The sequence below is a fragment of the Kibdelosporangium philippinense genome (assembly GCF_021390435.2).
GTDB lineage: Bacteria > Actinomycetota > Actinomycetes > Mycobacteriales > Pseudonocardiaceae > Kibdelosporangium > Kibdelosporangium philippinense.
In genome coordinates this window covers 3,821,063-3,846,960 of sequence record NZ_JAJVCN010000001.1, presented here as the reverse complement: position 1 = coordinate 3,846,960, position 25,898 = coordinate 3,821,063, and the positions used below count along the sequence as shown (strand labels likewise).

At 65.7% G+C, this 25,898-nt stretch carries 25 protein-coding genes; 13 read left to right on the top strand and 12 right to left on the bottom strand.

All coding sequences use genetic code 11. The features are described 5' to 3' along the window. Positions 1-4: 4 nt before the first annotated feature. Positions 5-1,012 (bottom strand): type I glyceraldehyde-3-phosphate dehydrogenase, encoded by a 1,008-nt coding sequence (gene gap, locus LWC34_RS17775; RefSeq protein WP_233726152.1) that lies wholly within the window; start codon positions 1,010-1,012, stop codon positions 5-7. Positions 1,013-1,025: 13 nt separating this feature from the next. Beyond that, positions 1,026-1,820, bottom strand: coding sequence for a putative universal stress family protein (locus LWC34_RS17770; RefSeq protein ID WP_233726151.1), 795 nt, complete (start codon positions 1,818-1,820; stop codon positions 1,026-1,028). Between the two features lie 182 nt (positions 1,821-2,002). On the opposite strand from LWC34_RS17770, the gene LWC34_RS17765 reads away from it, so the two are divergent. From LWC34_RS17765 to LWC34_RS17750, 4 genes are read left to right on the top strand one after another with little or no spacing between them, the layout of a single operon-like run. Continuing rightward, the gene (locus LWC34_RS17765) at positions 2,003-2,503 is read left to right on the top strand and encodes a universal stress protein (protein WP_233726150.1); all 501 of its coding nucleotides are present in this window, start codon (positions 2,003-2,005) and stop codon (positions 2,501-2,503) included. Between the two features lie 18 nt (positions 2,504-2,521). After that, entirely contained in the window at positions 2,522-3,481 is a 960-nt protein-coding gene (locus LWC34_RS17760; RefSeq protein WP_233726149.1) for an Acg family FMN-binding oxidoreductase, read from the top strand. Continuing rightward, positions 3,481-4,347, top strand: coding sequence for a universal stress protein (locus LWC34_RS17755; RefSeq protein ID WP_233726148.1), 867 nt, complete (start codon positions 3,481-3,483; stop codon positions 4,345-4,347). Before LWC34_RS17760 ends, LWC34_RS17755 begins: the two co-directional genes overlap by 1 nt. A 1-nt stretch (position 4,348) precedes the next feature. Then, positions 4,349-6,565, top strand: coding sequence for a heavy metal translocating P-type ATPase (locus LWC34_RS17750; RefSeq protein WP_233726147.1), 2,217 nt, complete (start codon positions 4,349-4,351; stop codon positions 6,563-6,565). 44 nt (positions 6,566-6,609) lie between these two features. Here LWC34_RS17750 and LWC34_RS17745 read toward each other — a convergent pair whose 3' ends face one another. After that, a complete protein-coding gene (locus LWC34_RS17745; protein ID WP_233726467.1) occupies positions 6,610-7,131 on the bottom strand; it encodes a DoxX family protein in 522 nt (173 codons plus the stop codon). A 262-nt stretch (positions 7,132-7,393) separates the two neighbouring features. Here LWC34_RS17745 and LWC34_RS17740 point away from each other — a divergent pair, with 262 nt between their 5' ends. Next, positions 7,394-7,717, top strand: coding sequence for a hypothetical protein (locus tag LWC34_RS17740; protein WP_233726146.1), 324 nt, complete (start codon positions 7,394-7,396; stop codon positions 7,715-7,717). A gap of 53 nt (positions 7,718-7,770) precedes the next feature. On the opposite strand, the gene LWC34_RS17735 is transcribed toward LWC34_RS17740, so the two are convergent. From LWC34_RS17735 to LWC34_RS17720, 4 genes are all read right to left on the bottom strand, one after another. Next, the gene (locus tag LWC34_RS17735) at positions 7,771-8,469 is read right to left on the bottom strand and encodes a CBS domain-containing protein (protein WP_233726145.1); all 699 of its coding nucleotides are present in this window, start codon (positions 8,467-8,469) and stop codon (positions 7,771-7,773) included. 12 nt (positions 8,470-8,481) lie between these two features. Further along, positions 8,482-8,784 (bottom strand): hypothetical protein, encoded by a 303-nt coding sequence (locus LWC34_RS17730; RefSeq protein ID WP_233726144.1) that lies wholly within the window; start codon positions 8,782-8,784, stop codon positions 8,482-8,484. Then, positions 8,765-9,118: an NADPH-dependent FMN reductase family protein gene (locus LWC34_RS17725; protein ID WP_233726143.1), complete on the bottom strand. Its 354-nt coding sequence runs from the start codon at positions 9,116-9,118 to the stop codon at positions 8,765-8,767. Before LWC34_RS17725 ends, LWC34_RS17730 begins: the two co-directional genes overlap by 20 nt. 166 nt (positions 9,119-9,284) lie before the next feature. After that, positions 9,285-10,109 (bottom strand): universal stress protein, encoded by an 825-nt coding sequence (locus tag LWC34_RS17720; RefSeq protein WP_233726142.1) that lies wholly within the window; start codon positions 10,107-10,109, stop codon positions 9,285-9,287. A 107-nt stretch (positions 10,110-10,216) separates the two neighbouring features. Here LWC34_RS17720 and LWC34_RS17715 point away from each other — a divergent pair, with 107 nt between their 5' ends. From LWC34_RS17715 to LWC34_RS17705, 3 genes are read left to right on the top strand one after another with little or no spacing between them, the layout of a single operon-like run. Then, on the top strand, positions 10,217-12,976 hold the full coding sequence (locus LWC34_RS17715; protein WP_233726141.1) for a cation-translocating P-type ATPase: 2,760 nt from the start codon (positions 10,217-10,219) through the stop codon (positions 12,974-12,976). Further along, positions 12,973-13,632 (top strand): potassium channel family protein, encoded by a 660-nt coding sequence (locus LWC34_RS17710; protein WP_233726140.1) that lies wholly within the window; start codon positions 12,973-12,975, stop codon positions 13,630-13,632. Before LWC34_RS17715 ends, LWC34_RS17710 begins: the two co-directional genes overlap by 4 nt. Beyond that, a complete protein-coding gene (locus tag LWC34_RS17705) occupies positions 13,629-14,279 on the top strand; it encodes a potassium channel family protein (protein WP_233726139.1) in 651 nt (216 codons plus the stop codon). The genes LWC34_RS17710 and LWC34_RS17705 overlap by 4 nt, the downstream gene beginning before the upstream one ends. On the opposite strand, the gene LWC34_RS17700 is transcribed toward LWC34_RS17705, so the two are convergent. Together LWC34_RS17700 and LWC34_RS17695 are read right to left on the bottom strand one after the other, a co-directional pair. Next, positions 14,273-14,422 carry a hypothetical protein gene (locus LWC34_RS17700; RefSeq protein ID WP_233726138.1) on the bottom strand — a complete coding sequence of 50 codons (150 nt, stop codon included), beginning with the start codon at positions 14,420-14,422 and terminating at the stop codon, positions 14,273-14,275. The genes LWC34_RS17705 and LWC34_RS17700 overlap by 7 nt on opposite strands. Positions 14,423-14,807: 385 nt before the next feature. Beyond that, positions 14,808-16,070, bottom strand: coding sequence for an NAD(P)/FAD-dependent oxidoreductase (locus tag LWC34_RS17695; protein WP_233726137.1), 1,263 nt, complete (start codon positions 16,068-16,070; stop codon positions 14,808-14,810). Positions 16,071-16,238: 168 nt separating this feature from the next. Here LWC34_RS17695 and LWC34_RS17690 point away from each other — a divergent pair, with 168 nt between their 5' ends. Genes LWC34_RS17690 through pflA form a run of 4 tightly spaced genes read left to right on the top strand, consistent with a single transcriptional unit; the run spans position 16,239 to position 20,674 of the window. Beyond that, positions 16,239-17,276: a zinc-dependent alcohol dehydrogenase family protein gene (locus tag LWC34_RS17690; protein ID WP_233726136.1), complete on the top strand. Its 1,038-nt coding sequence runs from the start codon at positions 16,239-16,241 to the stop codon at positions 17,274-17,276. 14 nt (positions 17,277-17,290) lie between these two features. Beyond that, on the top strand, positions 17,291-17,767 hold the full coding sequence (locus LWC34_RS17685; protein ID WP_233726135.1) for a universal stress protein: 477 nt from the start codon (positions 17,291-17,293) through the stop codon (positions 17,765-17,767). After that, the gene (gene pflB / locus LWC34_RS17680) at positions 17,754-19,946 is read left to right on the top strand and encodes a formate C-acetyltransferase (RefSeq protein ID WP_308200066.1); all 2,193 of its coding nucleotides are present in this window, start codon (positions 17,754-17,756) and stop codon (positions 19,944-19,946) included. The genes LWC34_RS17685 and pflB overlap by 14 nt, the downstream gene beginning before the upstream one ends. Then, positions 19,943-20,674: a pyruvate formate-lyase-activating protein gene (pflA, locus tag LWC34_RS17675; RefSeq protein WP_233726134.1), complete on the top strand. Its 732-nt coding sequence runs from the start codon at positions 19,943-19,945 to the stop codon at positions 20,672-20,674. The genes pflB and pflA overlap by 4 nt, the downstream gene beginning before the upstream one ends. 61 nt (positions 20,675-20,735) lie before the next feature. Here the strand turns inward: pflA and ppsA are convergent, their stop codons facing one another. Continuing rightward, positions 20,736-22,982 (bottom strand): phosphoenolpyruvate synthase, encoded by a 2,247-nt coding sequence (ppsA, locus tag LWC34_RS17670; RefSeq protein WP_233726133.1) that lies wholly within the window; start codon positions 22,980-22,982, stop codon positions 20,736-20,738. A 1-nt stretch (position 22,983) separates the two neighbouring features. Continuing rightward, a complete protein-coding gene (locus tag LWC34_RS17665; RefSeq protein ID WP_233726132.1) occupies positions 22,984-23,982 on the bottom strand; it encodes an Acg family FMN-binding oxidoreductase in 999 nt (332 codons plus the stop codon). Between the two features lie 186 nt (positions 23,983-24,168). Here LWC34_RS17665 and LWC34_RS17660 point away from each other — a divergent pair, with 186 nt between their 5' ends. Beyond that, positions 24,169-25,272, top strand: a complete 1,104-nt coding sequence (locus LWC34_RS17660; protein WP_233726131.1) for a DUF4389 domain-containing protein — start codon at positions 24,169-24,171, stop codon at positions 25,270-25,272. On the opposite strand, the gene LWC34_RS17655 is transcribed toward LWC34_RS17660, so the two are convergent. Then, positions 25,236-25,706 carry a GyrI-like domain-containing protein gene (locus LWC34_RS17655; RefSeq protein WP_233726130.1) on the bottom strand — a complete coding sequence of 157 codons (471 nt, stop codon included), beginning with the start codon at positions 25,704-25,706 and terminating at the stop codon, positions 25,236-25,238. The two genes, LWC34_RS17660 and LWC34_RS17655, sit on opposite strands and share 37 nt — an antisense overlap. Between the last annotated feature and the right edge of the window lie 192 nt (positions 25,707-25,898).

The window sequence follows — 25,898 nt, the reverse complement described above, 5'->3', positions numbered from 1 at the left end:
CTCCCTAAAGGGTCTTGCCGATCTGGTCCATCAGGTCGACGGTGCGGCTGGCGTAGCCCCATTCGTTGTCGTACCAGCCGAAGACCTTCACCATCCGTTCGTCGGCCATGGTCAGGCTGGCGTCGAACACGCACGACGAGGGGTCGCCGATGATGTCGCGGGACACCACGGGTGCTTCGGTATAGCGGAGAATGCCTTTGAGGTAGCTTTCGGACGCTTCTTTGAAGGCTTGGTTCACCTGTTCGGCGGTGACCGGTTCGGATACCTCGACCGCGAGATCGGTCAATGAGCCGTCTTCAACAGGGACTCGAACCGCGATGCCGTCGAGCTTTCCGGCGAGGTCCGGGATGACGAGGCCGACGGCTCGGGCGGCGCCGGTCGTGGTGGGGATGATGTTGACGGCGGCCGACCGGGCGCGGCGAAGGTCCTTGTGCGGGCTGTCGATGAGCGCCTGATCGTTGGTGTAGCTGTGGATCGTGGTCATCAGTCCACGTTGGACTACGAAGTTACGGTGCAGCACCTCGACCATCGGCGCGACGCAGTTGGTGGTGCACGAGGCATTGGAGATCACATCGTGCGTGGCGGGATCGTAGTGCTCCGAGTTCACTCCGAGCACGATGGTCGCGTCGACGTCCTTGCCAGGAGCGGAGATCACCACCTTGTACGCGCCCGACGACAGGTGCCAGGATGCCGCGTCCTTGGTCCGGAACTTACCGCTGGACTCAAGGACGACTTCGACGTCGAACTCGTTCCACGGGATGTCCTTGGGATTGCGTTCGTTCAACACGGTGATGGTCTTGTCGTCGATCGAGATCGTGTTCCAGGTCGCACTGACTTCGCGTGCCCATGTGCCGTACGTGGAGTCGTACTTGAGCAGGTGCGCCAGCGTCTCGGCGGATGTGACATCGTTGATCGCGACAATTTCGATGTCGGTGTCGTCTCGGTCGAACACGCACCGCAACACGTCCCGTCCGATCCGGCCGAAACCGTTGATGCCGACTCGCACTGTCATTGTTACCTCCGGGTCAGAACGGTTTGACGACCAGCACCGGGCACGGGGCCATGTGCAGTGCGGTCGACGTGATCACGGACAACTTGCCTGGCAGGCTGCCCGGGCCGAGGACCAACAGGTCGCTGCGTTCACTGGATCGAACGGCTTCGTGCGGTTGGCTGCGGACCAGGCGCAAGCTCGGCGTCAGGTCGGGCGCCATCTCGCGGACCAGATCGTGGGCGTGCTCAAGGACATCGGCTGGTTCCGTCGAGATGGGCACGGTGTGCGCGCCGGGCAAGGGAACCGCGTGCACGAGCCGGAGCTTGCTCCTGGTCCGGACAGCGAACTGGACGGCACGGCGGACCACAGCGTCGTCGTGCTTGCCGCCCAGAGCGGCGGTGATCCATCTGTGTTCGCCTTGTACCGCACGAGGTTCGCCGCGGACGACGACGGTGTCGCATCGGGATTCGGTCACCACTGGCAGGACCGAGCGGCCAAGGCCGAACGGACCGTGCCTGCGACCGCGGTAGCCGAGGACCAGCGTGTCATGGTCGGTACTGGCTTCGAGCAACGTACGAACAGACGAGTCCGGTGACACGGTGACTGTGGTGAACAGCCAGCGATACGCGGTAAGGCGTCTGGTGATGGCGTGGTCGTCCGAGGTCTCCGCGGCGAACACGTCGACCGACGCGCTCTGGGTGGCGGCATGCCGCAGCGCCCAGTCCAGAGCCGCGTCGCCCCATACAGTTCCGTCCGTGCCGACAGCGATGCGCGGCCGCCGGACGTGGGCCTGGCGGGGGATCGGAGCCGGCTGGGCTGTGCGGGTCATTGTTCCTCCACTACGTCTGCACGCTCCGCTCCACCCTCGCCGCGAGGGGCAGATTCCGGATAGGGCCGCCCGCCACGTGGGAAGAGGCCGAAAGACCTGAGTTGGCCGGGGCGCCTGGCGGTATCGGGGATCTCCCCGCGCGGGGAACGTTGAGGCGCGCAGAGAGAGTCGAGGAGGACGTCATGAGCAAGCCGATCATCGTCGGTGTCGACGGATCCGCGGTCAGCATTGCCGCATTGCGTTGGGCCGTGGAGGAAGCCGCACGTCGCGACACGACCGTCACGGCCGTCAACGCGTGGCACTCGGACCCGACCACCGCGGGCCTGAACAGGCTCGACCTCATCCAGGTGCGCCCGCGTGAGGAAGTCCTGGCCGCGCAGCGGGAGTTGCTGGCAGGCGCCGTCGCCGAGGTGGCCGATGACAAGGACATCCACATCGACCGGCTGTTGCTGGAAGGCCAGCCGGGACCTGTCCTGGTCAGCGCGGCCGATCGGGCCGAGCTGCTGGTTGTGGGCAGTCACGGCTACAGCCGGTTGTACGAAGCCCTACTGGGCTCCGTGAGCTCGTACTGCGTGCACCACTCGCCGTGCCCGGTCGTGGTCATTCCGGACGTGCACCGCAAGCACGACAAGGTGACAGAGCCGGCGCAGAGCACGCAACTGACCATGGGTCCGCTTTACTGAACGGTGGAGTGAGCAGTCATGTCGTTCTGGGCTCCCGGCGAGGTCCGGCTGATCTTCCAGGCTGTGGCCCAAGCCCCGTCGGTGCACAACATCCAGCCGTGGGTGCTGGAGTTGCACGAGCGCAGTGTGCTGTTGTTCGAGCGGTGGGACCACGCGATCCCCCGGCACGATCCGAAAGGCCGGGACAGGTTGATGTCCTGCGGCGCGGCGCTGGCCAACCTCGAGCTGGCGATGCGCTATCTCGGGTGGGAGACCACGACGACGCTCTTCCCGGACCGGGCACACCCGGACCTGGTCGCCAGTGTGTCCGCGGTCCGTCCACGCACACCGACCAGCACAGAGCGGGACCGGTACCTGGCCATCCCGTACCGGCGTAGCCAACGGTTCAAGTTCGACGGTGAACCATTGTCGGCGGACGAGATCCGGGCAGTCAGGCATTCTCTTGCCGGCGAACGAGTCAGCTATCACCGCGTCACCGGCCGGCAGGAAGCCGAGGCAGTGGCCACACTGTCCGAGCACTCCGCCCAAGTCCTCCGGCACGATCACCGTTACCTACACGAACTGCAGGCGTTGACGATCGACCGCGGGAAGGCACGGCTGGGTCTACCGGCCGACCGGATCGCGCACGGTCTGTTCGGCGGGCTTGTGCACAGCGGCGATCCGGTACCCGAACACGAGACACTGACGTCCTTGATCGCCAGGGAATGTGTCTTTGTCGTGGAGACCGTTGACGACACCAGCCGGGATCACGTGGCTGCCGGAAAGGTGATCCAGCTGGCGTGGCTGACCGCGACCCGCCTGGGGCTCGCCGCTTCGCTGATCACCCAGTCGCTACAGGTGCCCGAAGTCCGCGCCGGACTCAGCGAGAAGCTGCAGCTGCCTGGCTTCCCGCACGCGTTGATGCGGTTCGGCCGCGCGACGCGTGTCCCGAAGCCGAGTCCACGTCGGCAGTTCGCCGATGTCGTCAGGGAGTCATGATGAACAAGCCCATTGTCGTAGGAGTCGACGGTTCGAGGTCCGCAGTGCGCGCGGCGCTATGGGCCGCGCAGGAGGCGGTTGATCGTGGTCTGCCACTTCGGCTGGTCCATGCCTGCACGATTCTGGCCGTCTATCCACCGGTGCTGTCGTCGGCTCCGGTGTCCGGTGAGCTGGAGCGCGAAGGCCAGGACTGGCTTGCCGAAGCCCTTCAGGCTGTGCGGGACGCGGAACCCGGGGTCGATGTGTCGACGCACTTGTGCCGGGATTCCGCGGTGGCGCTGCTGATCGAGGAGTCCAAGAACGCGGAGCTGATCGTTCTGGGCTCTCGCGGCCTCGGCGGTTTCACCGGCCTGGTGGTCGGTTCCGTCGCTGTGGCGCTTGCCGCGCATGGACATTGCCCGATCGTGGTCGTTCGCGCAGAGCAGGACAAGCAGAGCGGGCCGGTGGTGGTGGGAGTGGACGGTTCCCCGTCGAGCGAGGCCGCCGTCGGTTTCGCGTTCGCCGAGGCGTCCAGATTGGACGTACCGCTTGTCGCTGTGCACGCGTGGAACGACATGTCCTTGTACATCAAGTTCTCATTGCCGCCCTATCGCGTGCAGTGGTTGCGTGTCGAGGAGGAGCAGAAGCGTCTTCTCGACGAGCGGTTGGCGGTGTGGCGGGACAAGTGCCCGGACGTCGCAGTCGAAGCGGTGGTGACTCCCGACCGGCCTGCGGCAAGCCTGCTCGACGCCGCCCGCACCGCCCAGCTGGTGGTGGTCGGCACCCGAGGGCGTGGCGGAGTGACCGGCATGCTGCTGGGCTCCACCAGCCAGGCTCTGTTGCACCACGCACCCTGCGCCGTGGCGGTGGTAGGACCGGATTGCTGACATGTCCAGGCTGTTGCTGATCGCCGCTGTCGTGGCGCTGGCCGCCGGTGCGCTGATTCCCGCGGCCGCGGACGCGTTGTGGCTGGCCGGAACTGTCGTCTCGCTTGTGCCCGCGATGGTGTGGGCAGGTAAAGACCTGTTGCATAAACGGTTCGGAGCTGATCTCCTTGCCGTGTTCGCCCTCGCGGGCACGCTGTTGGTCGGGGAGTACCTCGCGGGCGTCGTGATCGGCGTGATGCTGGGTACCGGCCAGGTGCTTGACGACTACGCCAAGCGGCGTGCCCGGCGCGACCTGAGTGCGTTGCTGGAACGTGCTCCGAAGCAGGCCCGTGTCCGAATTGGACACGAGACGTGCACGGTACCCGTCGCCGAGATCACCGTGGGACAGACGGTCATCGTCGCCTCGGGCGAGGTCGTTCCCGTGGACGGCCGATTGCTCGGTGACGGAGAGTTCGACGAATCGGCGTTGACCGGTGAAGCGCTGCCGGTCAGACGAGCGCGTGGTGAGCCAGTATGCAGTGGCGTGGTCAACGCAGGCAGGGCGACCGAGCTGACTGCGACCGCCCCGGCGGACGAAAGCGCCTACGCCGGCGTGGTTCGGCTGGCCGAGCAAGCGGCCGCGGAAAGTGCGCCCGTGGTCAGGTTGGCTGATCGGGCAGCGGCGGTGTTCCTGCCTGTGGCGGTCGTGATCGCGGCCGCGGCTTGGGTGTTGACCGATGATCCGGTCCGGGCGGTCGCCGTGCTGGTCACCGCGACGCCATGCCCTCTGTTGCTGGCAGCGCCTATCGCGATCACGGCAGGAATGTCGCGGGCTTCGAGGCTTGGTGTCGTTGTCAAGCACGGCGGAGCGTTGGAGGCCTTGGGGCGAGCGCGAACGGCGGTCCTGGACAAGACCGGGACGGTGACCATTGGCCAGCCGGCAGTCACGGATGTGCTGACCGCGCCGGGTTTCACCACTCAGCGGGTGCTGGAGTTGGCCGCTGCGGTCGAGCAGTTGTCACCGCATGTGCTCGCGGCGGCGGTGGTGCGCGCGGCGGGGTCGGTGCCTCCTGCTGAACAAGTGGAGGAGCAGCCGGGTGTGGGTGCCGCCGGTCTCGTCGACGGCAGACAGGTGACGGTCGGCAAGCCCTCCGCGGAGGTGCTCCCAGAGTGGGCACGGGCGGCGGTCAGGCGCGCGGAGCTCGACATGGCCAGCATGATCTGGGTCAGCCTGGACGGCGAGCCGATCGGTGTTCTGCTGGCCCGTGACGAGATCCGGCCGGACGCCGCACGGACTCTGCGCAGGCTGCGCATGGCTGGGATCGAGCGAATCGTGCTGCTGACCGGAGATCGGCTGGACAATGCCCAAGACGTCGGAACCATGCTCGGCCTTGACGAACTGCGGGCACAGTGCAGCCCGGTGGACAAGGTCTCGCGAGTGCGCGAGGAACGGTCGCGTGCGGTGACCTTGATGGTCGGTGACGGCATCAACGACGCTCCGGCCCTGGCTGCCGCCGATGTCGGTATCGGACTGGCGGGGCGGGACGCCACAGCGGCCGCGCGGGCCGCGGACGCGGTGATCACGGACGGGCGGATCGCACGCCTGGCCGATGCCGTTGAAGCGGCCGCTCGGGCACATCGCATCGCGGTGCAGAGCGCCGGTATTGGCATCGCATTGTCCTTTGTAGCCATGGCAGTCGCGGCGTTCGGCCGGCTCGCGCCCGCCGCGGGCGCGCTCGTTCAGGAAGGCATCGACGTCGCCGTCATTCTCAACGCCCTCAGAGCGTTGTTGCCGGCACGTGGACGTCAATCCAAGGCGGTGGCGGAGGTCCTGCACCGGTTCGCGGGCGAACATGAACATCTGCTCCCGGCTCGCCAAGCGGTCCGGCGGGCCGCCGACGACCTGTCGGCAGGCTTGACGCCTCAGGCGGAGCAATCCGTGCGGCGGGCGTATCGACTGATGTCCGACGTTCTGCTGCCCCACGAACGAGCGGAAGACCGGGATCTGTATCCCTTTGTCGCGAAGCTGCTGGGCGGTCCCGAAGCCACACAGACCATGAGCCGTGGGCACGCCGAGATCGAACGGCACGTCCGCCGCCTCGGCCGTCATCTGTCAGCTGCCGACCGGCTCGACCCCGACCAGGTCGACGATCTGCGAGCGACGCTCTACGGACTGGACGCCATCCTGACGCTGCATTTCGCGCAGGAAGAAGAGGACTACTTCACCCTGGTCCGTTAATTGGCGCCCTGCCCGCGGGCAGGGCGCCAGGTGCTGGTCTTGGATCAGATCAGCCAGTGGTTGCCGCGGACGAAGCCGAGGTCGGCCCATTTGCGGCCGAAACCCCACGTGTTGCCCGCGTACGTCACCGCGAGGACGATCAGCGCGATGGCGTAGATGATGTGGTAGTCGATGATCGGGTTCGTGGACATGGTCGGTTGGCCTGCCTCGTTGAAGCGGTCGAGCGGCCACTCGGCGACCCACATCATCAGCATCATGATGGTGCCCGCGATCGCGGAGATGCGCAGGCCGATGCCGAGGGTGACGGCCACGCCGATGCCGAACAGGCCGAGCATGAACAGCCAGTCGGTCAGCCAGCCGCCGGCCCACCCGCGCAGCGTCTCGGAGTACGGTCCGACGTCGACGCGGCTGAGGACGCCCTTGGTGGGCGAGCCGCCGTTGATCCACGCGTTCGCGGAACCGGTGGCGTACCCGAAGCCGAAGAGCTTGTCCGCGAACGCCCACAGGAACAGCAGCCCGGTGGCGATTCGCAGCACGGCTGTCCACTTGCCTGCGGTCGTGGTCATCACGGCGCCGTGTGTGGCCGCCGCTGTGGTCGCGGCCTGGCGCGGGGAGACCTCAAAGGTCTTGATCAGGGTGTCGTGAACGGACATGAAGACCTTCCTTTCAGTGAATCTGCCGCAATCCTGTTTGCTCGGCCCGGTTTCCCGCTTGGGTCCAAAGGCCCTGTGCGGTACGGGCATTGGGCCGAAGGCTGAAAAGGCGACTGGCACAAGCGGATGGCTCCGCCTATCCGGGACGATCAGGAAAAGCCCCGAGGAGGTAGCGATGAGTGGCTGGATCGAGGTCCTGGCCGCGAAAGAGCGGATGACACACGAGAGGGCTTCGCGCCGACATCAGAGGCAAGGCGACGCCGCGAGGTCAGTGATGTACTTGGCCTCCGTCCGGATGCTCGTCCCAGGGGATCTTGACTTGCTGTCGCCGGACATGCGGGTCGCGGTGGTGGAAGACCTGTTGTGGTCCATCGAAGCGTTGCGCTGGGTGGACCGCAAACCACGCGCGTGGCACAGGCGCGCGCGTGCTCAGTGGCGCGATGAAGGAAATGCCTTGGCGGACAAGCTGGACCGGATCCGTCACCTGGCGGGCCGGTGACATGACACGATCGGGTGTGGCGCGGTGTACGCGCCACACCCGATCATCATGTGTCACCACAGGTCGCGCAGCTGCGTTCCGTCCACCGGGTCCACCAGCCGAACACTTTCGTCGTCGGTCTCGAAGGTCAGCTCGTTCACCACGTCGACAACGCCGTCGATCGCGTGCGTGAGCGATTCGACGACAGTCACGTGGCTCTTGCGTTCGAGTCGCCCGGACAGCGTGACCACACCGTCTTTGACGTCGACGTCGACTGTGGCCGGGTCGATCGACATGGTGCGCAACAGCACCTCGTGCTTGACCTCGTTGGCGATGTCGTGATCCGCGCGGAGGAAAGCTCCCAGCACGTCGCGGCGGCTGACGATGCCGAGGAGCCTGCCGACGGCATCGACCACGGGAAGGCGTTTGTAACCATTCCGGGCCAGCAGTGCGGCTGCCTTGCGTACCGGAGTGTTCGGTTGGGTGGTCACGGCGGGCTGGGACATCAGATCCCGTGCGACTCGCCCGTCGGCTTTGTGCGCCTGCGAGGGGTGCAGCACGTCGTGCCAGCGTTCGTGTTTCCCGGCGCTGCCTTCGTTGAACAGCAGGTCACCCTCGGAGACCACGCCGACGACCACGCCGGTCGGGCTGAGCACCGGCAGGCCGCTGACCTCGCTGTTGACGAGTTTGGTCACGATCTCCTTGTACGGTGTGTCCTCCCGGACGGTGGTGACGTCCCGCGTCATCACGTCCAGGACTTTGAGTGTTCTCATCGTCATCCTCCATCACATTCGGCCGAGCCGGCCGCGTAGCTTGTCCTGCAACAGGTCCACCGCCTCGGTGGTGGTCTCGCCGACCGAATGAGAGATCACGGGTGTGCCGCTGACGTCGAGGTTCGCGTGGGCCACGACGTTCTTGTTGTTGCCGTGACCAGCCGCCATCAGTCTGACTTTGACGAACAGGATCGGCCTGCGGGCGTACTTCACCAGGTGGAGCACCTTGTCCTTGGCGTAGTCCGCGGCGTCGGCCGGGATGCTTCCGGCCAGTTCGATCTGGACGTTCGGCTGGTCAGTCCTGTCGTGGCGCATGGGTCTCTTCCTCGTGCAGTGAACGAGCGACCTCGTCGGCCCACTCGTGGATTCGGTCCCAGTTCCGGTAGTCCCCGGCCATCGGGCCCTTGGCCATCCGCTTGGCCATGAGTCCTTTTGCTGTGTCAGGCGTGATCCGTCCGGCGAAGGTGACCGGTTCTTTTGCGCCGACGGCCGCGGCGAGCCTGCCGACCGCCTTCGGTGTTCTCTGTGGTTGGTCCGCGGTTTCACCGAGTGGTCCACTGTGGAACAGCCAGACCGGCCGGGCGGCGAGCTCGTTCCGGAATCTCCGGAGGAAGGCAAGAGCTTCGCCTCGCCAGCGGAACGCGTACAACGCGCTGCCCAGGATGACGGCGTTGTATAACCGACGTCGAGAATGTCTTGGGCGGGCATGACGGTGACCTCGTCACCGACCGACTCGATCCGTTCGCCGATCGCTTCGGCGATTTCGCGAGTGGAGCCCATCTTCGTGGCGTACGCCACCAGAACTCGTGACATGATCACCATTTCTCAGCGGGGATGACCGCGAGCGGGCAGCCCGCGGTACGCAGTAATGCCTGGCTCACCGAACCCAGCAGCAGACCGGCTACTCCGCTGTGTCCCCGGGTACCCACGACGAGCAGTTGCGCTGCCGTCGACTGCTCGGAGAGCACCTCCGCGGCGTGGCCGATGGGCCGTGAGATGTGAACCGGCACCAACGGGTAGCGCTGCCGTGACTGCTCCAAAGCGTCGGCCACGACTGCGAAATGGGCAGCGCGTTCTTCAACGATGCCCCGATCGCCAGGAAGCACGCTGCGGTGCCATGCGTGGACGGCACGCACCCAGGTGCGGTGCTGTGCGGCATGGTCGAAGGCGAACTCGATCGCGGCCCTGGTGACGGGCGAGCCGTCCACACCGACCACCACCGGCAACTGGTCGCTCCACTGCGTCCGGACGACGATCAAGGGACACCGGGAGCGCGCCGCGACAGTTCTGGGCACTGTGGCAAGGGAAGCCCGGACACTGTCCCCCAGCACGAGCATGCTCGCCTCGGACGACCAACTGATCAAGACATCCGGTGGATCGCCGGGCAAGACCAGTGACGAGACTTGGACATTCCGGTTCGTCGCGTGGACCACCGTGAGCGCTTTCTCGATCACCTGCTGCCCACGTGTCCGGATGGCGGCCATCAACGAACCGTCACCGACGAAGGGCGGTGACCACACCTCGCCGACGTGCAACAGCATCAAGCGGCGCGCTCGCCGTGCTGCTTCGGCGATCGCCCAACCCAGGGCGATGTCGCTGCCTGGCTGGCCGTCGACACCGACCACGATCGGTTTGCTCATGGCCCCAGGCTTGCTCAGGACCACAGACTCAGACAGGGCCGAACGACACTGCCTGACCCGGGCAATAGCCCCTGCCTGGCGCCCGCGAGCGCGCCTACGTTGCGGTCATGTCCCAAGCGACTGGAAGACGTGCATCGCCCGGCTACCAGGAGCGCACGGCGTCGGAGGTCCTCGACGCGCTGGGATCGTCAAGGCACGGGCTGACGACGTCAGAGGCGCAAGGTCGGCTGGCTGAACACGGTCCCAATGAGCTGCGCCGTCCCCATCGGACATCGGTGCTGCGCAAGTTCGCAGGCCAGTTCACCGATCTGTTCGCGGTGCTGTTGCTGTCGGCCGCGGTGATCACGTTCGCGGCATATCTGCTCAGTGACCCACCGGACATCGGGAACCTGCAGCTGACCATCGCGATCCTGGCAGTGGTCCTGATCAACGCCGTCATCGGGTTCATGCAGGAGCACATGGCCGAACGCACGGCAGAAGCCTTGCAGGCCATGGTGCCGCATCGGGCCCGGGTCATCCGGGAGGACGAGCGGGTGGAGGTTTCCGTCGCCGAGCTCGTGCCAGGGGATCTGGTGGTGATCGACGCCGGTGACGCGATTTCGGCCGATTGCCGGTTGATCGAGGCGCACGAACTCACCGTGAACAACATGGCGTTGACCGGTGAGAGTGCACCCGCGCGCCGACACACCGAACCGGTACCGGTGAACGTGGCCAGGCTGGAAGCGCAGAACTTGGTGTGGATGGGCACCGCCGCCGCGTCCGGCACGGGTAAGGCTGTCGTGGTCGCGACTGGGCAGGACACCGAGTTCGGGCGCATCTACCAACTCACCGCGGGCACGAGCACGGACAGCAGCCCCCTGCGGCGGCAGATCGCCATGATGGCGCACCGGGTCGCGGCCGCCGCGTTCTCACTGGGAGTTCTGCTGTTCACGGTACGGCTCGCCGCAGAAGGCCCGCTCGTCGAGACCTTCATCTTCGCTCTCGGTGTGATGGTCGCGCTTGTCCCTGAAGGGCTACCAGCCACGATGTCGGTCGCGCTGGCCATTGGCGTCCGGCGGATGGCGAAACGGCACGCCTTGATCAAGAAGTTGCTGGCCGTCGAGACGTTGGGATCCACCACGGTCATCTGCACGGACAAGACCGGGACCCTGACCAAGGCCGAGATGACTGTGCAAGCTCTGTGGGCGTCCGGCAACGTGCATCGCGTGACCGGTGCGGGCTACGAACCCAAGGGCGATGCCGAGGATCCCGAACCGGTGCGGGACATGTTGCGTGTTGCGGCGTTATGCTGTGACGCCCGGTTGCTGCCACCGGCTGATCACCAGGGCTGGCGGGTTCTCGGCGACACGACTGAGGGCGCTTTGCTTGTCGCGGCGGGGAAAGCTGGAATCGACCTCGACGCGGAACGGCAAGCGGCGCCTCGCGTGGGGGAGTTGCCGTTCGACTCGGTCCGCAAGCTCATGACCACCGTGCACGCCAAGGATGGCCGGACATGGGCGTACGTCAAGGGCGCGCCGCAGGAACTCCTCGCTCGCTGCACGCACATCAGGTTCGGCGACACCCTGTCCATACTGGACGATGAGCAGCGAAGCGCGGTGCTGAAGGCCAACGACGATATGGCTGGTTCGGCCTTGCGGGTGCTCGCGGTGGCCGTTCGTGAGGTCAGCAAGGCCGCGGCGGATCATGAGGAAGCCGAGCACGGTCTGATTTTGCTGGGTTTGGTGGGCATGCTCGACCCGCCGCGACCGGAGGTGGTCGCGGCGGTGAAAGCGTGCCGGGAGGCCGGGATCCGGATCGTGATGGCGACGGGGGACTACGCGTTGACCGCCGAGGCGATCGCCCGCCGGGTCGGCATCCTGCGGCCCGGCATGGTGCCGCGTACGGTCACAGGTATCGAGCTTGACCAGATGTCCAAAGAGGAGCTGCGGACGTTACTGGGCGAATACGAGCATGTGTTGTTCGCACGGGTCAAACCGGAACACAAGATGCGTGTGGTGTCCGCGTTCAAGGACTTGGGTGAGATCGTCGCGGTCACCGGCGATGGTGCCAACGACGCACCTGCGCTGAAGCGGGCCGATATCGGTGTGGCGATGGGGGAGTCGGGCACGGACGTCGCTCGTGAGGCATCGGTGATGGTGCTGCTGGACGACTCGTTCGCCTCGATCGCCGCCGCGGTCGAGCTGGGCCGGTCGGTGTACCAGAACATCCGCAAGTTCCTGATCTACGTGTTCTCCAGTAACGTCGGTGAACTGGTGCCGATTCTGGCGGCCACCTTCCTCGGTTTCCCGCACGTGCCGATCAGTGCCGTGCAGGTGCTGGCGATCGACCTGGGCACGGATGTGTTACCCGCGTTGGCGCTGGGCGCGGAGAAACCGGAGCCCGGAGTGATGCGGCAACCACCGCGAAACCCGAAACAGAGCCTGTTCTCCGGCGCGTTGGTGCGGCGGATCCTGTTCCTCGGCGGCATCGAGGCCGTTGTCGCCACTGGGATTTTCTTCTGGCACGTGACAAGTGCGGTTATTCCCTTCGCCGAGTTCACCGAAGACAACCCGATCTACCGGGAAGCGCTGACCATGGCACATCTCGCGATCATCATGAGCCAGGTTTTTGTGGGCTTGGCCGTGCGCAGTGATCGGATCAGCATCTTCCGCCTCGGCCTGCTCTCCAACCCACATTACCTGGTGGCACAGGCTATCGGGCTGATCCTGATGGCCGGGATCTGTTATCTGCCGCCGCTGCAGGACGTTTTCAACACCAAGGCCCTGTCGTTCACCGACTGGTTGCTGGTGCTGGCGCTCAGCTCGCTGGTGCTGGTGGCCGACGAGATCCGCAAGGCCGTGCTGAACCGCAAGGAGGCCACGCGGTGAAAGTGATCATCATGGGCTGTGGCCGGGTCGGATCGACACTGGCGCACCAGCTTTCGGTTGAGGGGCACGACGTGTGCGTGGTCGACCGAGACCCAACGACACGGGAGTTGTTGCCGGGCAACTACTCGGGCGGGTTCATCGTGGGCAACGGCTACAACCGGTCGATCCTCGAATGGGCGGGCATCGCCGAAGCCGGTGTGTTCGTGGCGGTGACGTCCGGCGACAACACCAACATCGTCGGCGCTCGCATCGCCAAGGAGGATTACCGTGTGCCGCAGGTGGTCGCGCGCATCTACGACCCGCGCCGCGCGGACATTTACCGCGAACTGGGGATACCGACCGTCGCGAGCGTGCGCTGGACCACCAACCGGATCCGGCAAATGCTCTCGCACCGGTACGTCAACCCCGAAGTCTCGTTCGGCAACGGGGAAACCCTGTTGGTGCGCGAGACGCTTCCGGCCTGGTTCGCGGGTCGTCCGCTGCACGAACTGGAGGTCGACGGCGAGATCCGCGTCATCGCGATCACCCGTGGCGGCGCGTCTTTCCTGCCGATGCCATCCACCGTGGCTGAAGCCGACGACGCGGTCAGCTTCGCCGTCGCCGCCACCGCGCTGGACCGGCTTCGGTCCTTTCTGGACAAGGAGCTCGGCACATGAAGATCTTGATTGTCGGTGCGGGCAGGCTCGGTGAGCAGGCCGCGCATCTGCTGGCCGCCACTGGACACGACGTCACGGTCGTCGACCGCGACCAACGCAGGCTCGACCGGCTCGGCGCGGCCTACCGGCTGGTGCGCGGCGACGCCTGCGAACCGCCGGTGCTCGAAGCCGCAGGTGGGCTGCGCACTCACTTGTTGCTGGCAGCGACCGGGGAGGATGAGGACAATTTGGTGATCTCGCTGCTGGCCAAGCGGCAGTTCGGCGTGCGCCGGATCCTGGCTCGCGTCAACGATGAGGACAACGCCTGGCTGTTCACCGCGCGCTGGGGCGTCGACGTGGCTTTGCCCACAGCGGCACCGCTTGTGTCGCTGATCGAAGAGGCAGCGGGTGTCACGGACACCGTCGGCCTGGTCCGGCTGGCAGCGGCGGGTGTCGAGTTGATCGAGACCCGGATCGGCGACTCGTCGGCCGCGGCGGGCAAGCAGCTGGCTGAGTTGCTTGTGCCCGCGGGAACGGTCGTGGCGGCGGTCGTCCACAACGGACAACCGATGGTGCCGGGCGGTGACTACCGATTCCATCCGGGTGACACGGTTCTGGTCGTGACGAGCACCGCGACCGACAGCGACATCCACAAGGTGTTTCAGTGAGAGGTGGTTCCGTCGGCGTTGATGACCTTGTAGCCGAGGTAGCGCGTCAAGACGTCGGCCAGGCTGACGGAGCCATCCGCTTGCTGGTGCTGTTCGAGCAGGGCGGCGGTGGCCGGGTCCAGCAAGCTACGCGAGTCGTGCATTGTCGTGTCCTTCAGAGCGTGAGGCTGCGCAGCAGCGCCGTGCCTGAGTTGGTGAGCGCCGCGGGTATCGGGACGCCGTAGGGAGCGGAGTCCGCAGGGCGGACGAGGTCGGCCTGGCTCAGCTCGATGGTGGCGAAGTTGTCACACTACCGCCCGTCCACGGTCAGGCTGCTGCCGACCAGCTTGCCCCGGCCGTCGCTGACAGCTTGCAGGAGAGCCCGATGCCTTGCGGTGTAACCGAATATGTCCACATCTCGATCATCTCTTTCGACCTCGTGGAGACGGTCGTGTGCCTGATGGGCGGGCCGCCGTCAGGGACCTTTCCCGCAACCCGGGTGCCGAACGGTTCCCTTTCGGCGGCCCGAAACAGGGCCGTTAGGCCTTGTCACTGTGCGAGTAACCGTGAACCCGCACGCAGACCGGTCTCCATCACGCGCCAGCCGGCACCCGCGTGGAACGGCTTGCCGTGCCGGAACCGGGCGGGCAGGTAGAAGCCAAGCACTTTCTTGCCCAGCCGCCAGGTGGCGCTCGTGCCCACGCGGTACTCGTCCGCCGCTTCCAGGTCGACGGCGACGGGACTGGCTTCATCGTCGGTCAGCCGCAACGGGACCTGGGCGAAGGTCGCCTTGTCGAACATCTCCATCACGCACATGCTGGTCGGCTCGAACAGCCGGTGCGGTGCCCGTCCGGAGAAGTCCGCGACGATCTTGTTAGCGACCGCGTCCGCCTGCAGCAGCGCCAGGAATGCCTGTTTCACCGGGAAATCGCCCGCGTCACCGGGTGCGAAGATGTCCGGGTAGTCCGGCACGGCCCGGGTTTCCGGTTCGCATGTGAGAAAGCCACGGTCGTCGGAGGGCAGGCCGTCGTACCGGACACCGGCGACATACGGCGGAAATGTGATCAGCACGTCGAACTCGCGCGTCACGCTGTCGCTGTAGACCACCTCTGTCTCGGTGACCTTGTCCGGTGTGACGCCGGTGTGGCCGGTGATCGAGCGGATCGCGAACTCCTCGGTCACCACCTCGTGCAGCTTGGGCCCGAACGCCTGGATGAAGGACTGCTCGTAGGTCGTGAACGTGATCTCGACCTGGTGACGGACATCCTTGCGGCGCAGCCAGGTGTCGAGCATGAACGCGATCTCGTACAACGGGCCAGCGCACTTGTTGCCCAGCGGCACCAGGAACAGGACCTTCTGCACGCGACCGTGCCAGGCGTCCTGCACGACCCACTGCAGGTCCTCCCCGAGTTGGTGCATCTGGCCGGGTGTCCAGATCTGGCGGCCGTGCTGGCGCAGGCCGGGGATCTCGTCCTCGGCCATACCCGCGCCGGTGGCGATGACTAGTTTGTCGTAGTGGATGGGAAGTCCTCGGCTGGTGTGCACGTCGCCGCGGTCGGGATCGACGCCTTCGACATGCCCGATGCGGTGGTGAATGTCGTGGTGGTTGAACGCCTTGCGCAGCGGGACGTGCAGTGGCTTTTCGGCCGCGCCGAACGGTAGGTAGATCGTATTGGGCTTGAACAGGAAGTCGTCCCGGTCGGACACGACGGTGATGTCGGCGTCGAGTTTGTCGAGCTTGGTCCTGAGCAGGAACGCGGTCTCCAGCCCGGCGAATCCACTGCCGAGGATGACCACTCGTGGCGCGAGCATCGGCTCTCCTTTCGTCACGCTCACGGTGGAGTGCGCCGAGGTGTTCGCATCAGGGCCGGGCGCTCTGCCGATCTCAGGACTTTCGCCCTTATCCGCCAGGGCACGCGGCCCTAACCGTGGCCGCCGACCAGCGGCAGTCTCAGGGGTGCAACCGAGCGAGGAGGAAGCATGAAGGCGCTGGTCTACCACGGTCCTGGTCGTAGGTCTTGGGAGGATGTCCCCAAGCCGGAGCTGCAGGCTCCCACGGACGCGATCATCAAGGTGGACGCCGTCACGATCTGCGGCACGGACCTGCACATCCTCAAGGGCGACGTGCCCGAGGTCGAGCCGGGCCGGATCTTGGGCCACGAGGCCGTCGGCACAGTCGAGCAAGTCGGCGCCGCGGTGTCGGGGCTGAAGCCGGGTGATCGTGTGCTTGCTTCGTGCATCAGCGCATGCGGGCGTTGTTCGTACTGCCGCATAGGCGTCTACGGCCAGTGCCAGGGTGGCGGTGGCTGGATTCTCGGGCATCTCGTCGACGGTGTGCAGGCCGAGTACGCGCGGATCCCGTTCGCGGGCACTTCGACCCATCTGTTGCCGGACAACGTGGCCAGCGACGCCGCTGTGATGCTGGCCGACGTCCTGCCGACGTCCTACGAAGTGGGCGTCCTCAATGGACAAGTCCGTCCCGGTGACACGGTCGTGATCGTCGGCGCGGGGCCGATCGGGCTGGCGGCGATCCAGACCGCGCAGTTCTACAGTCCGAGCCACATTGTCGCGGTCGACTTCGCGGCGTCCCGGCTGGATGCGGCCAAGCAGTTCGGCGCGGACATCACGGTGAACGCGGCCGAGGATGTCGCGGCAGTGGTTGCCGAGCTGACCGGTGGTGCCGGTGCGGACACCGCGATCGAGGCGGTCGGTGTTCCGGAGAGCTTCGAGCTGTGCACCAAGCTGGTCCGTCCCGGTGGACGCGTGGCGAACGTCGGCGTGCACGGCAAACCGGCAACGCTGCACCTGGAAGACCTGTGGATCAAGAACGTCACCATCACCACCGGCCTGGTCGACACGGTGACCACGCCACGGCTGCTGAGGATGCTCGCCGTCGGGCGACTGGACACCGACCGGTTCATCACGCACCGGTTCGGACTGCCCGAAATGGACGAAGCCTATGACGTCTTCGCGCACCCGGCCGACAGCGGTGCGCTCAAGGTCGTCCTGTTCAGCTGAAAGGAGAGCGAGAGATGAGCGGAGACCGTCCGATTCTGGTCGGAGTCGACGGAACGCCTGCGAGTGTTGCCGCTCTGGAATGGGCGGCCGCCGAAGGGCTCCGGCGTGATCTGCCCGTGCTGGCGGCGATGGTGCACTTGGTGGCTGGGCAGATCATGATCGGGGCTGTTCCCTACGACGCGCTGCCACCCCACAGTGTCGAGGCCGAGCACGCCGATTGCGTGCGCAAGCTCGCCGACACGGTGGCTGACGCGGACACAGGCGGCGTCGCGATCAACCAGATGGTCGTGACCGGCGTGCCTGGCGAGGAACTGGCCAAGCTGTCGCACGAGGCAGACCTTTTGGTAGTGGGCAGTCATGGCCACAACCGCTTCGCCGAGGTTGTTCTCGGCTCGGTGAGTTCGTACTGCGTGCGCCACTCCGCGTGCCCGGTCGTCGTGATTCCGCGCCGGGCGTGGGATCGGGAAGGAGCAAGCCGTGCACGGCATTGACGTGCGTGCCTTCATCCAAGCCAACTACGTCCCCTACAGGGGTGATGCCGGTTTCCTCAGCGGACCCACAGCACGAACCAAAGCGCTGTGGGACAAGCTGACGACAATGTTCGCCGAGGAACGCCGCCGTGGCGGTGTCTATGACGTGGACACGCATACACCGGCCGGGATCACAGCTCACGGACCCGGATACATCGACCGCGACCTGGAGTTGATCGTCGGCCTGCAAACCGACGCCCCGCTCAAGCGGGCAATCATGCCCGCAGGAGGGCTGCGGCTGGTCGAATCGGGCCTTGATTCCTATGGGTACCAATTGGATCCGCGCGTGAAGGAGATTTTCACCAAGTACCGCAAGACTCACAACGACGGGGTGTTCGACGCGTACACCGCGGAGATCCTGCGTGCCCGCAAGGCAGGCATCATCACCGGCCTGCCGGATGCCTATGGCCGCGGCCGGATCATCGGCGACTACCGCCGGGTTCCGCTGTACGGCGTCGACCGTCTCATCGAGGCGAAGCGAATTGAGCACGCGGCGTTGGATTTCGAATGGTCCACAAGCGACATCATCAGAGACCGGGAGGAACTCGCCGAACAAATCCGCGCGCTGGAGGAACTGCGAGAGATGGCAGCGTCTTACGGCTATGACATCTCCGGTCCGGCGACGAACGCGCGCGAGGCCGTCCAGTGGCTGTACTTCGCGTACCTGGCCGCGGTGAAGGAACAGAACGGCGCCGCTATGTCGCTCGGCCGGGTGTCGACCTTCCTGGACATCTACATCGATCGTGACATGGCAGCGGGAAACCTGACTGAGGAAGAAGCTCAGGAGCTCATCGACGACTTCGTGATCAAACTACGGATCGTCAGGTTCCTGCGTACGCCCGCATACGACGAGCTGTTCTCCGGTGACCCGACCTGGGTGACCGAATCCATCGGAGGCATGGGCTCAGATGGCAGGCCGCTGGTGACACGGACCAGCTTCCGGTTCCTCCAGACGCTCTATAACCTCGGCCCAGCACCGGAACCGAACCTGACAGTGCTCTGGTCGCCTTTCCTGCCACAGGGTTTCAAGCGTTTCTGCGCCCGAGTGTCGATGGACACCAGCTCGATCCAGTATGAGAACGACGAGTTGATCCGGCCATCGTTCAGCGACGACACCGCGATCGCCTGCTGCGTCTCGGCCATGCAGGTCGGCAAACAGATGCAGTTCTTCGGTGCCCGCGTCAACCTCGCCAAAACACTGCTGTACGCGATCAACGGCGGCCGCGACGAGATGACCGGCGATCAGATCGGCCCAGCGTTCCCGCCGCTGACCGACGAATACCTCGACTACGGAGAGGCGTGCATGGCACTCGACCGGATGATGGACTGGCTTGCCAAGACCTATGTGGAAGCCCTGAACATCATCCACTACATGCACGACAAATACGCCTACGAACGCATCGAGATGGCCTTGCACGACTATCCCGTGCAGCGCCTGCTCGGCTGCGGCATCGCAGGCCTGTCCGTGGTCGCCGACAGCTTGTCGGCCATCAAACACGCTCGCGTGCGCGTGATCCGTGATGCCTCCGGGCTGGCTATCGACTACGTCGTCGAAGGTGACTACCCGTGCTACGGCAACAACGACGACCGCGCCGACCAAATCGCCGTCAGCCTGGTCGAGAACTTCATGACCAAGGTCCAGCAGCACCCGCCCTACCGCGACGCGATCCACACCCAGTCGGTACTCACCATCACGTCGAATGTGGTGTACGGCAAACATACCGGCAATACCCCTGACGGCCGCCAGGCAGGCGACCCGTTCGCGCCCGGAGCCAACCCGATGAACGGCCGCGACGCCCGTGGCCTTGTCGCAGCTGCCTTGTCGGTCGCGAAGCTGCCGTACAACGAGGCCCAGGACGGCATTTCGCTCACCGCCTCAGTGACACCTGACGGCCTGGGGCGCACCAAGGAGGAACAGGTCACCAACTTGGTCGGTGTCCTGGACGGTTACATGGACGCGGGCGGGTTTCACCTGAATGCCAATGTTCTGAACCGTTCCGTGCTGCTTGACGCCATGTCACACCCCGAGAAGTATCCGCAGCTGACCGTCCGGGTGTCCGGCTATGCGGTGAACTTCGTCCGCCTCACCCCCGAGCAACAACTGGACGTTGTCAACCGTACGTTCCACGCATCGCTATGAACACCGTCGGCTCGGTCCACTCGTGGGACATCGCCACGGCGGTCGATGGCCCGGGCACCCGTTTCGTGTTGTTCATGAACGGGTGCCCGTTGCGGTGCCTGTATTGCGAGAACCCGGAAACCTGGCGCATGCGCGACGGCCACCGGATGACCGTGTCCGAAGTCATGCTGGAAGTGTTGAAGTACAAACGGTTCATCGACGTCGCCGGTGGCGGGTTCACCGTCAGCGGCGGCGAACCGCTCCTACAGCCTGGTTTCGTCGGTTCGCTCCTGCACGAGGTCAAGGCGCTCGGCCTGCACACAGCGATCGACACATCCGGCTTTCTCGGTGCCCGAGCTTCGGATGCGATGCTCGACGACACCGATCTTGTGCTGCTCGACATCAAGTCGTGGGATCCGGTGCTGTATCGCCGGGTGACCGGTGTCGAACTGGCCCCGACACTCCAGTTCGCCCGGCGGCTTTCCGAGCGCGGCAATCCAATGTGGATCCGCTTCGTCCTTGTTCCCGGCCTGACCGATGATCCCGCCAACGTCGAGGGAATCGCCTCGTTCGTCAGCACCCTCAAAATCGTCGAACGCGTCGAGATCCTGCCGTTCCACAAGCTCGGCGCCCCCAAGTACGCCAAACTCGGTCTCAAGTTCCCGCTCGCGCACGCCCCAACACCGAACATCGAGTTGGTCGAGCAAGTCCGGGACAGTTTCCGCACCCACGGTTGCACCGTCTACTAAGCCAAAACCCTCGTGAGTGGTTAGCCGTGTTAGAACACGGCTAACCACTCACGAGGGTTTTTCAGTGGTGCAGAGCGGCTTGCAGCATCAGGCGGCGTTCGGCGGAGCCGATGATCGCCCGAGCGTGCGGGACGACGTCCGGGTTGACGGAGACGGACGTGATTCCGGCGCGGACCAGGTGCTCGGCGAACTCGGGCCGGTTGGACGGAGCCTGGCCGCACAATGAGGACGTGATCCCGGCTTGCTCGCAGGCCTTGATGATCCTGGCGATCGTGTCGAGCACGGCCGGGTCGGACTCGTCGAACAGCTCGGCGCACGGTGTGGAGTCACGGTCGACGCCGAGCACGAGCTGCGTCAGGTCGTTGCTGCCGATGGATACGCCGTCGATGCCCATGGCGGCGTACTCCGGGATTCGGTAGACCACGGATGGAACCTCGGCCATGACCCACCGCAGCAGACCGCGCTGGCGGCCGAGCGGGCTGGCGTCGATCATCTCAAGGCACCGGGCCAGCTCCCACTTGGTGCGCACGAACGGGATCATGATGTGCAGGTTCGGCGTCTCCTCCCGCACTCGGGTCAATGCCGCGAGCTCCAATGCGAAGAGCTCCGGCTCGCGCACGTATCGGTAGCAGCCGCGGTAGCCGATCATCGGGTTGTTCTCAGGCGGTTCGAATTCCGCGCCACCGATCAGGTCGTGGAATTCGTTGGTACGGAAGTCCATCGCCCGGTAGATGACCGGTCGTGGCATGAATGGCCGCGTGATCTTCAACAGCGACTTGGCCATCGTGGAGACGAACTGCTCGGCGCCACGATCGGCCAGGAAACTGCGCGGGTGCATGCCGTCGAGTGCCTCGGTGAGCATGAACTCCGCGCGGAGCAAGCCGACGCCGTCGACCGGCAGTGCGGCCGCCGCTTCGGCGTGGTCGGCCATTGCCAGGTTGACGTACAGCTTCGTGGCCAGCGGCTCGAACATCGGCATCGCGGGTGCCGCTGCCTGCTGAACCGCAGCAGCCTGCTTCGCGGCTCCAGCCAACACGCGCCCTTCGCGACCATCCACAGTGACCTGTTGGTTGGTCTTCAACACGGTGGTGGCATTGCGGGTGCCGACGATGGCTGGGACGCCGAGTTCGCGGGCGACGATCGCCGCGTGGCACGTCATACCGCCTTCGTCGGTCACGACGGCGCCGGCCCGGCGCATGGTGGGCACCCAGTCAGGGTTGGTCATTTGGGCGACGAGCACGTCACCGTCCAGCAGCTGCGCCCCTTCGGCGGGCGAGGACAGGACTCGGACACGTCCCGTCGCGATTCCCGGTGACGCGGCGAGCCCCTTGATCAGCACTTCGCCGTCCTCGGCACCGAGTGTGGTGATCGGCCGGGACTGGACCAGCCAGATCTTGCCGTCCACGATGGACCATTCAATGTCCTGCGGCACGCTGTAGTGTTGCTCGACCCGTGCCGCTAGTTGGGCGAGCTCGCTTGCTTCGTCGTCGGTGAGCACCCGTCGGGTCTGTTCCTTGCCGGTGAGCTCGACGCGCAGGTCAGCGCCGTCCGGACCTCGGACGATCTTGTACAGCTGCGTGCCGACCCGTGCGGTGAGCACCGAGAAGTCCTTCTTGGACATGACGTACGTGTCCGGCTCGACCGAGCCGCTCACGACGACCTCGCCGAGACCGAACGCGGCCTCCACGACGATCCGGTCGCGGTCGCCGGTCGCCGGGTCGGCGGTGAACATGACGCCGGAGCGTTCAGAGTGCACCATCCGCTGGACCACGACAGCGATCGCGGGTTCCTCGGTCAGTCCACGCTCGGCACGGTAGGCGAGCGACCGCTGGCCGAACAGCGAAGCCCAACAGTCGACCAGCCGCTCAATCAGTTGCTCAGCTCCTATGACGTTGGTGAAGGTCTCGTTCATCCCGGCGAAGGACGCGCCCGCCGTGTCCTCCGAAGTCGCCGAGGACCGCACGGCAACCGCCACATCGTCGCCCAGTGCTTGGTACTCCCGGAGGACAGCGGCCAGGACATCGGGATGCACACCTGCTTCGCGGACCAGCGCCTGCAGGTGTTTGCTCGCCGCAGCCAGCTCCTCTGGCTGGTCCGTGTGCGCCAGGACGTTCCGTACTTCGGTGTCGATCTCCGCACGGATCCCGTTCTGGCCCATGGACACCAGGTAGCCGTCAGCGGCGACCACGAATCCACGTGGCACGGGAAGCCCGGCGGCGGTCATCTCGCCGAGGTTGGCGCCCTTTCCTCCGGCGATCGCCGCGTCGTTCTTGCCGAGCGCGTCGAATCCGGTCACGTAGTCGGTCATCTCATCTCCTTGGCAGGTGGTCGAAAATCTCGGCGACCGGGCGGCGTGGTGTCGCCAGCAACGGGTCCGCGTTGATGTGCCCCCAGCCGATCCGCAGCACCAGTTGCGGGAACAACGCGTCGTCCAGCAGTTGCACCTTCAGCTCCTCGCGGATGCTCGGGATTTCCAACGGCTGGCTCAGCGGGCACGTGGCCAGGCCGAATGAGGTGGCCCACAGCAGCACCGCACTGGCTGCCTCACCCGCGTGCAGACGCGACACGACGTCGTCGGAAGAGGTGCCGAGCACGACAAGCTCGCCCGCATCTGGGTCCGCGTAGGACTCTCTCGGCTGGGCCAGGCCTGCGGCGGCGAAGCGACGCATCGACAGGTCGCCGTAACCCTCGTAGCTCAACGGAGCCGCCGACGCGGGCACACCGTCAGTCGATCCGCTGAACCGGCCACTCCAGTCAGCGAGCTCCGATCCGTACTCCGGATCCGTTCCTTGTAGACGGTCGGCTTCCGCGATCGCCGAGACCAGGCGGAACCGCATTGCCGGGTCTGTGGCCGAACGCAACACAGCGCCCTGCTCGAACGCGAACTCGCCGAGCTGGTCCAGCAACGCCTCCGGGACCGGCCACGAGCTGTAGAGCCGTCGATCGGTCCGCCGCCGCGGAATCGCGGCCGCGACCGGGATGTCCTCTTCGGTCGGCTGACGCTCGAAGACCTCGACGGAGGCCAGGTGACTGGAGTCGCCGGGGTTGGGAACGTGGTGCACGATCGTGCCCCACCCCATCGCGGCCAGCGCGACTCTCAGGTGGTGCAATGACGTGCCGCAGCTGACGATCAGGTCACGGCCGTCCGGGTCGGTCGCCGTCAAATGCCGGGACCAGTCGGCGTACAGATGCAGGGAACTGTCGCCCACACGCCAGCGCCAAGGTTGGGAATTGTGCACCGACGGCGCACGAATCGCGAGCGCGATCGCGGACCACACGGTCTTCTCGTCGGGCAGGCCGTGCCTCATGCTCTCCTCACCTCCAGTGAACTTCTGCTGCCTGGACACTCGCACGCGATCAGCCGCGCGGACTTGGGCCGGAAGACCCGTTACGACACGGTCTGTGTGCCCTGTCTGCGCGGATCCAGCTGGATGACAGTGAGGTCGTAACTGGTCGCTTACACGAGGAGGCGTCTACGCGAGGAGGCGTCGACGATGGCGTCGAGGAACCCCATCGGGCTGGAAGGCAGGCCGGACGCGGAGCTTAGCCAGTGGCTCTGGCTGGTGAAATGGTTTCTGGTGATCCCGCACCTGATTGTGCTGGCGTTTCTATGGACGGTGTTCTGGGTGCTGACGGTGTTCACGTTCTTCGCCATCCTGATCGCCGGGCGATACCCACGAAGTATCTTCGACTTCAACGTCGGGGTGATGCGATGGTCGTGGCGCGTGGCGTTCTACACGTACGGTGCGTTGGGCACCGATCGCTACCCGCCGTTCAGCTTGGGCCAGGAGCCTGAATACCCCCGCGACATTGCCGTGGAGTACCCGGCGCGGTTGTCGCGTAGGCTTGTCCTGGTCAAGTCTTGGCTGCTGGCGATTCCGCACTACTTCGTCATCGGGTTCTTCCTCGGCTGGCGGTGGGGCGGAGGCGTCCTGCTCGGTGGCAGCGGCCTGATCGCGGTGTTCGTCCTGATCGGCGCGGTAATCCTGTTGTTGTTCACAGGGAAGTTCCCGCGTGGGATCCGGGACTTTGTGCTCGGCATGAACCGGTGGGTGGTGCGCGTCGGTGCCTATGCGACGCTGATGACCGACCAGTACCCGCCCTTCCGGCTCGACTCGGGTCCGGTGGAACCAGGTGAGTCCACTGTGGAGGAGGCTGTCCGCCGGCCCGCGGGTTCGATGTGGTCGGCCGGTCGCGTGACTGCCGTGGTGCTCGGCGCTCTGGCGACGCTCGTCGGCCTGGGACTGGCCGCCGGTGGCGGTGTGCTGGTGTGGGCCGACCAGACGCAGAAGGACCCGGCCGGATACATCCAGACCAGCACCCACCACTACAGCACCGCGACGCAGGTGCTGCGGTTCGACGATGTGGACCTGCGCGGGATCCCTTATTGGATGCTCGGTGACGTCCCGGTGCGCAGCCGGTCCGACCAGCCGGTCTTTGTGGGGATCGGGCATTCCGGCGACGTGGCCCATCAAGGCACTCACCCACCGGCCGGTCAAGATGGCCAGGTGAACGAAGGGGGTTGCGGTCCACAATGGATTTTTGGACCGCAACCGCCTGGTCAGGTGGATACCGCGAGGAGCACTTCGGTGAGGTAGTCGCTGGGGTCACGGTTGTTGTCCGGCCCGGCCAGGTAGACCTCGGTCGGCGGTCCGTCGACGTGGTATCCACGAGCGCCTGCCCATTCGGCGAGTGCGCGATGGGCCGCACCGATGCTGTCGTACGGTCCACGGTGCACCGCGCGGGCGACATGGCATTCGGGCCGGCGCGTCCCTTCCGGCACTCCTTCGATCGGACCAGTCACCGGGAGATCGATCTCGATCTGGGCAGGCTCTTCGGACTCCGGTGTGAACTTGCTCAGGTACATCACCTCAGGCGGCCCACACGGTTGCAGGCCTTTTGCCGCGGCCTGGCTGAACAACTTCTCAATGGTGTTGCCGATCGCCGCCCCGACGTTGCTGGGCGGTGTGCTGACCGGAACCCGTAGCACCTCGTCTGCGGGTCTGCGCATCAGATCGACCCGGTAGTTCATGATCTCTTCCTCCACTGCGGACGGGTGTGTCTCTGACGCCGACCATGCGACCGGGCCGCCGTGTCGAGGAGGTCCCAACGGCCCGGTCGTCGATGGTCGTTGTGCCCTTTCCTGCTGGGAGAGGCATGACCCTTGGAGGTATGACAGCTACTCCCCGTGAGATGTCGTTCGCGGCAAGGAGTGCCCCGCTCG

What these genes read in the sequence shown, in the direction of transcription:
- LWC34_RS17665 (WP_233726132.1), bottom strand. Translation starts at nt 23,982, where the DNA reads ATGAGGCACGGCCTGCCCGACGAGAAGACCGTGTGGTCCGCGATCGCG.
- LWC34_RS17690 (WP_233726136.1), top strand. Translation starts at nt 16,239, where the DNA reads ATGAAGGCGCTGGTCTACCACGGTCCTGGTCGTAGGTCTTGGGAGGAT.
- LWC34_RS17740 (WP_233726146.1), top strand. Translation starts at nt 7,394, where the DNA reads ATGAGTGGCTGGATCGAGGTCCTGGCCGCGAAAGAGCGGATGACACAC.
- LWC34_RS17715 (WP_233726141.1), top strand. Translation starts at nt 10,217, where the DNA reads ATGTCCCAAGCGACTGGAAGACGTGCATCGCCCGGCTACCAGGAGCGC.
- LWC34_RS17735 (WP_233726145.1), bottom strand. Translation starts at nt 8,469, where the DNA reads ATGAGAACACTCAAAGTCCTGGACGTGATGACGCGGGACGTCACCACC.
- pflA (WP_233726134.1), top strand. Translation starts at nt 19,943, where the DNA reads ATGAACACCGTCGGCTCGGTCCACTCGTGGGACATCGCCACGGCGGTC.
- ppsA (WP_233726133.1), bottom strand. Translation starts at nt 22,982, where the DNA reads ATGACCGACTACGTGACCGGATTCGACGCGCTCGGCAAGAACGACGCG.
- LWC34_RS17720 (WP_233726142.1), bottom strand. Translation starts at nt 10,109, where the DNA reads ATGAGCAAACCGATCGTGGTCGGTGTCGACGGCCAGCCAGGCAGCGAC.
- LWC34_RS17750 (WP_233726147.1), top strand. Translation starts at nt 4,349, where the DNA reads ATGTCCAGGCTGTTGCTGATCGCCGCTGTCGTGGCGCTGGCCGCCGGT.
- LWC34_RS17700 (WP_233726138.1), bottom strand. Translation starts at nt 14,422, where the DNA reads ATGCACGACTCGCGTAGCTTGCTGGACCCGGCCACCGCCGCCCTGCTC.
- LWC34_RS17655 (WP_233726130.1), bottom strand. Translation starts at nt 25,706, where the DNA reads ATGAACTACCGGGTCGATCTGATGCGCAGACCCGCAGACGAGGTGCTA.
- LWC34_RS17745 (WP_233726467.1), bottom strand. Translation starts at nt 7,131, where the DNA reads ATGACCACGACCGCAGGCAAGTGGACAGCCGTGCTGCGAATCGCCACC.
- gap (WP_233726152.1), bottom strand. Translation starts at nt 1,012, where the DNA reads ATGACAGTGCGAGTCGGCATCAACGGTTTCGGCCGGATCGGACGGGAC.
- LWC34_RS17705 (WP_233726139.1), top strand. Translation starts at nt 13,629, where the DNA reads ATGAAGATCTTGATTGTCGGTGCGGGCAGGCTCGGTGAGCAGGCCGCG.
- LWC34_RS17760 (WP_233726149.1), top strand. Translation starts at nt 2,522, where the DNA reads ATGTCGTTCTGGGCTCCCGGCGAGGTCCGGCTGATCTTCCAGGCTGTG.
- LWC34_RS17770 (WP_233726151.1), bottom strand. Translation starts at nt 1,820, where the DNA reads ATGACCCGCACAGCCCAGCCGGCTCCGATCCCCCGCCAGGCCCACGTC.
- LWC34_RS17685 (WP_233726135.1), top strand. Translation starts at nt 17,291, where the DNA reads ATGAGCGGAGACCGTCCGATTCTGGTCGGAGTCGACGGAACGCCTGCG.
- LWC34_RS17755 (WP_233726148.1), top strand. Translation starts at nt 3,481, where the DNA reads ATGAACAAGCCCATTGTCGTAGGAGTCGACGGTTCGAGGTCCGCAGTG.
- LWC34_RS17730 (WP_233726144.1), bottom strand. Translation starts at nt 8,784, where the DNA reads ATGCGCCACGACAGGACTGACCAGCCGAACGTCCAGATCGAACTGGCC.
- LWC34_RS17695 (WP_233726137.1), bottom strand. Translation starts at nt 16,070, where the DNA reads ATGCTCGCGCCACGAGTGGTCATCCTCGGCAGTGGATTCGCCGGGCTG.
- LWC34_RS17660 (WP_233726131.1), top strand. Translation starts at nt 24,169, where the DNA reads ATGGCGTCGAGGAACCCCATCGGGCTGGAAGGCAGGCCGGACGCGGAG.
- LWC34_RS17765 (WP_233726150.1), top strand. Translation starts at nt 2,003, where the DNA reads ATGAGCAAGCCGATCATCGTCGGTGTCGACGGATCCGCGGTCAGCATT.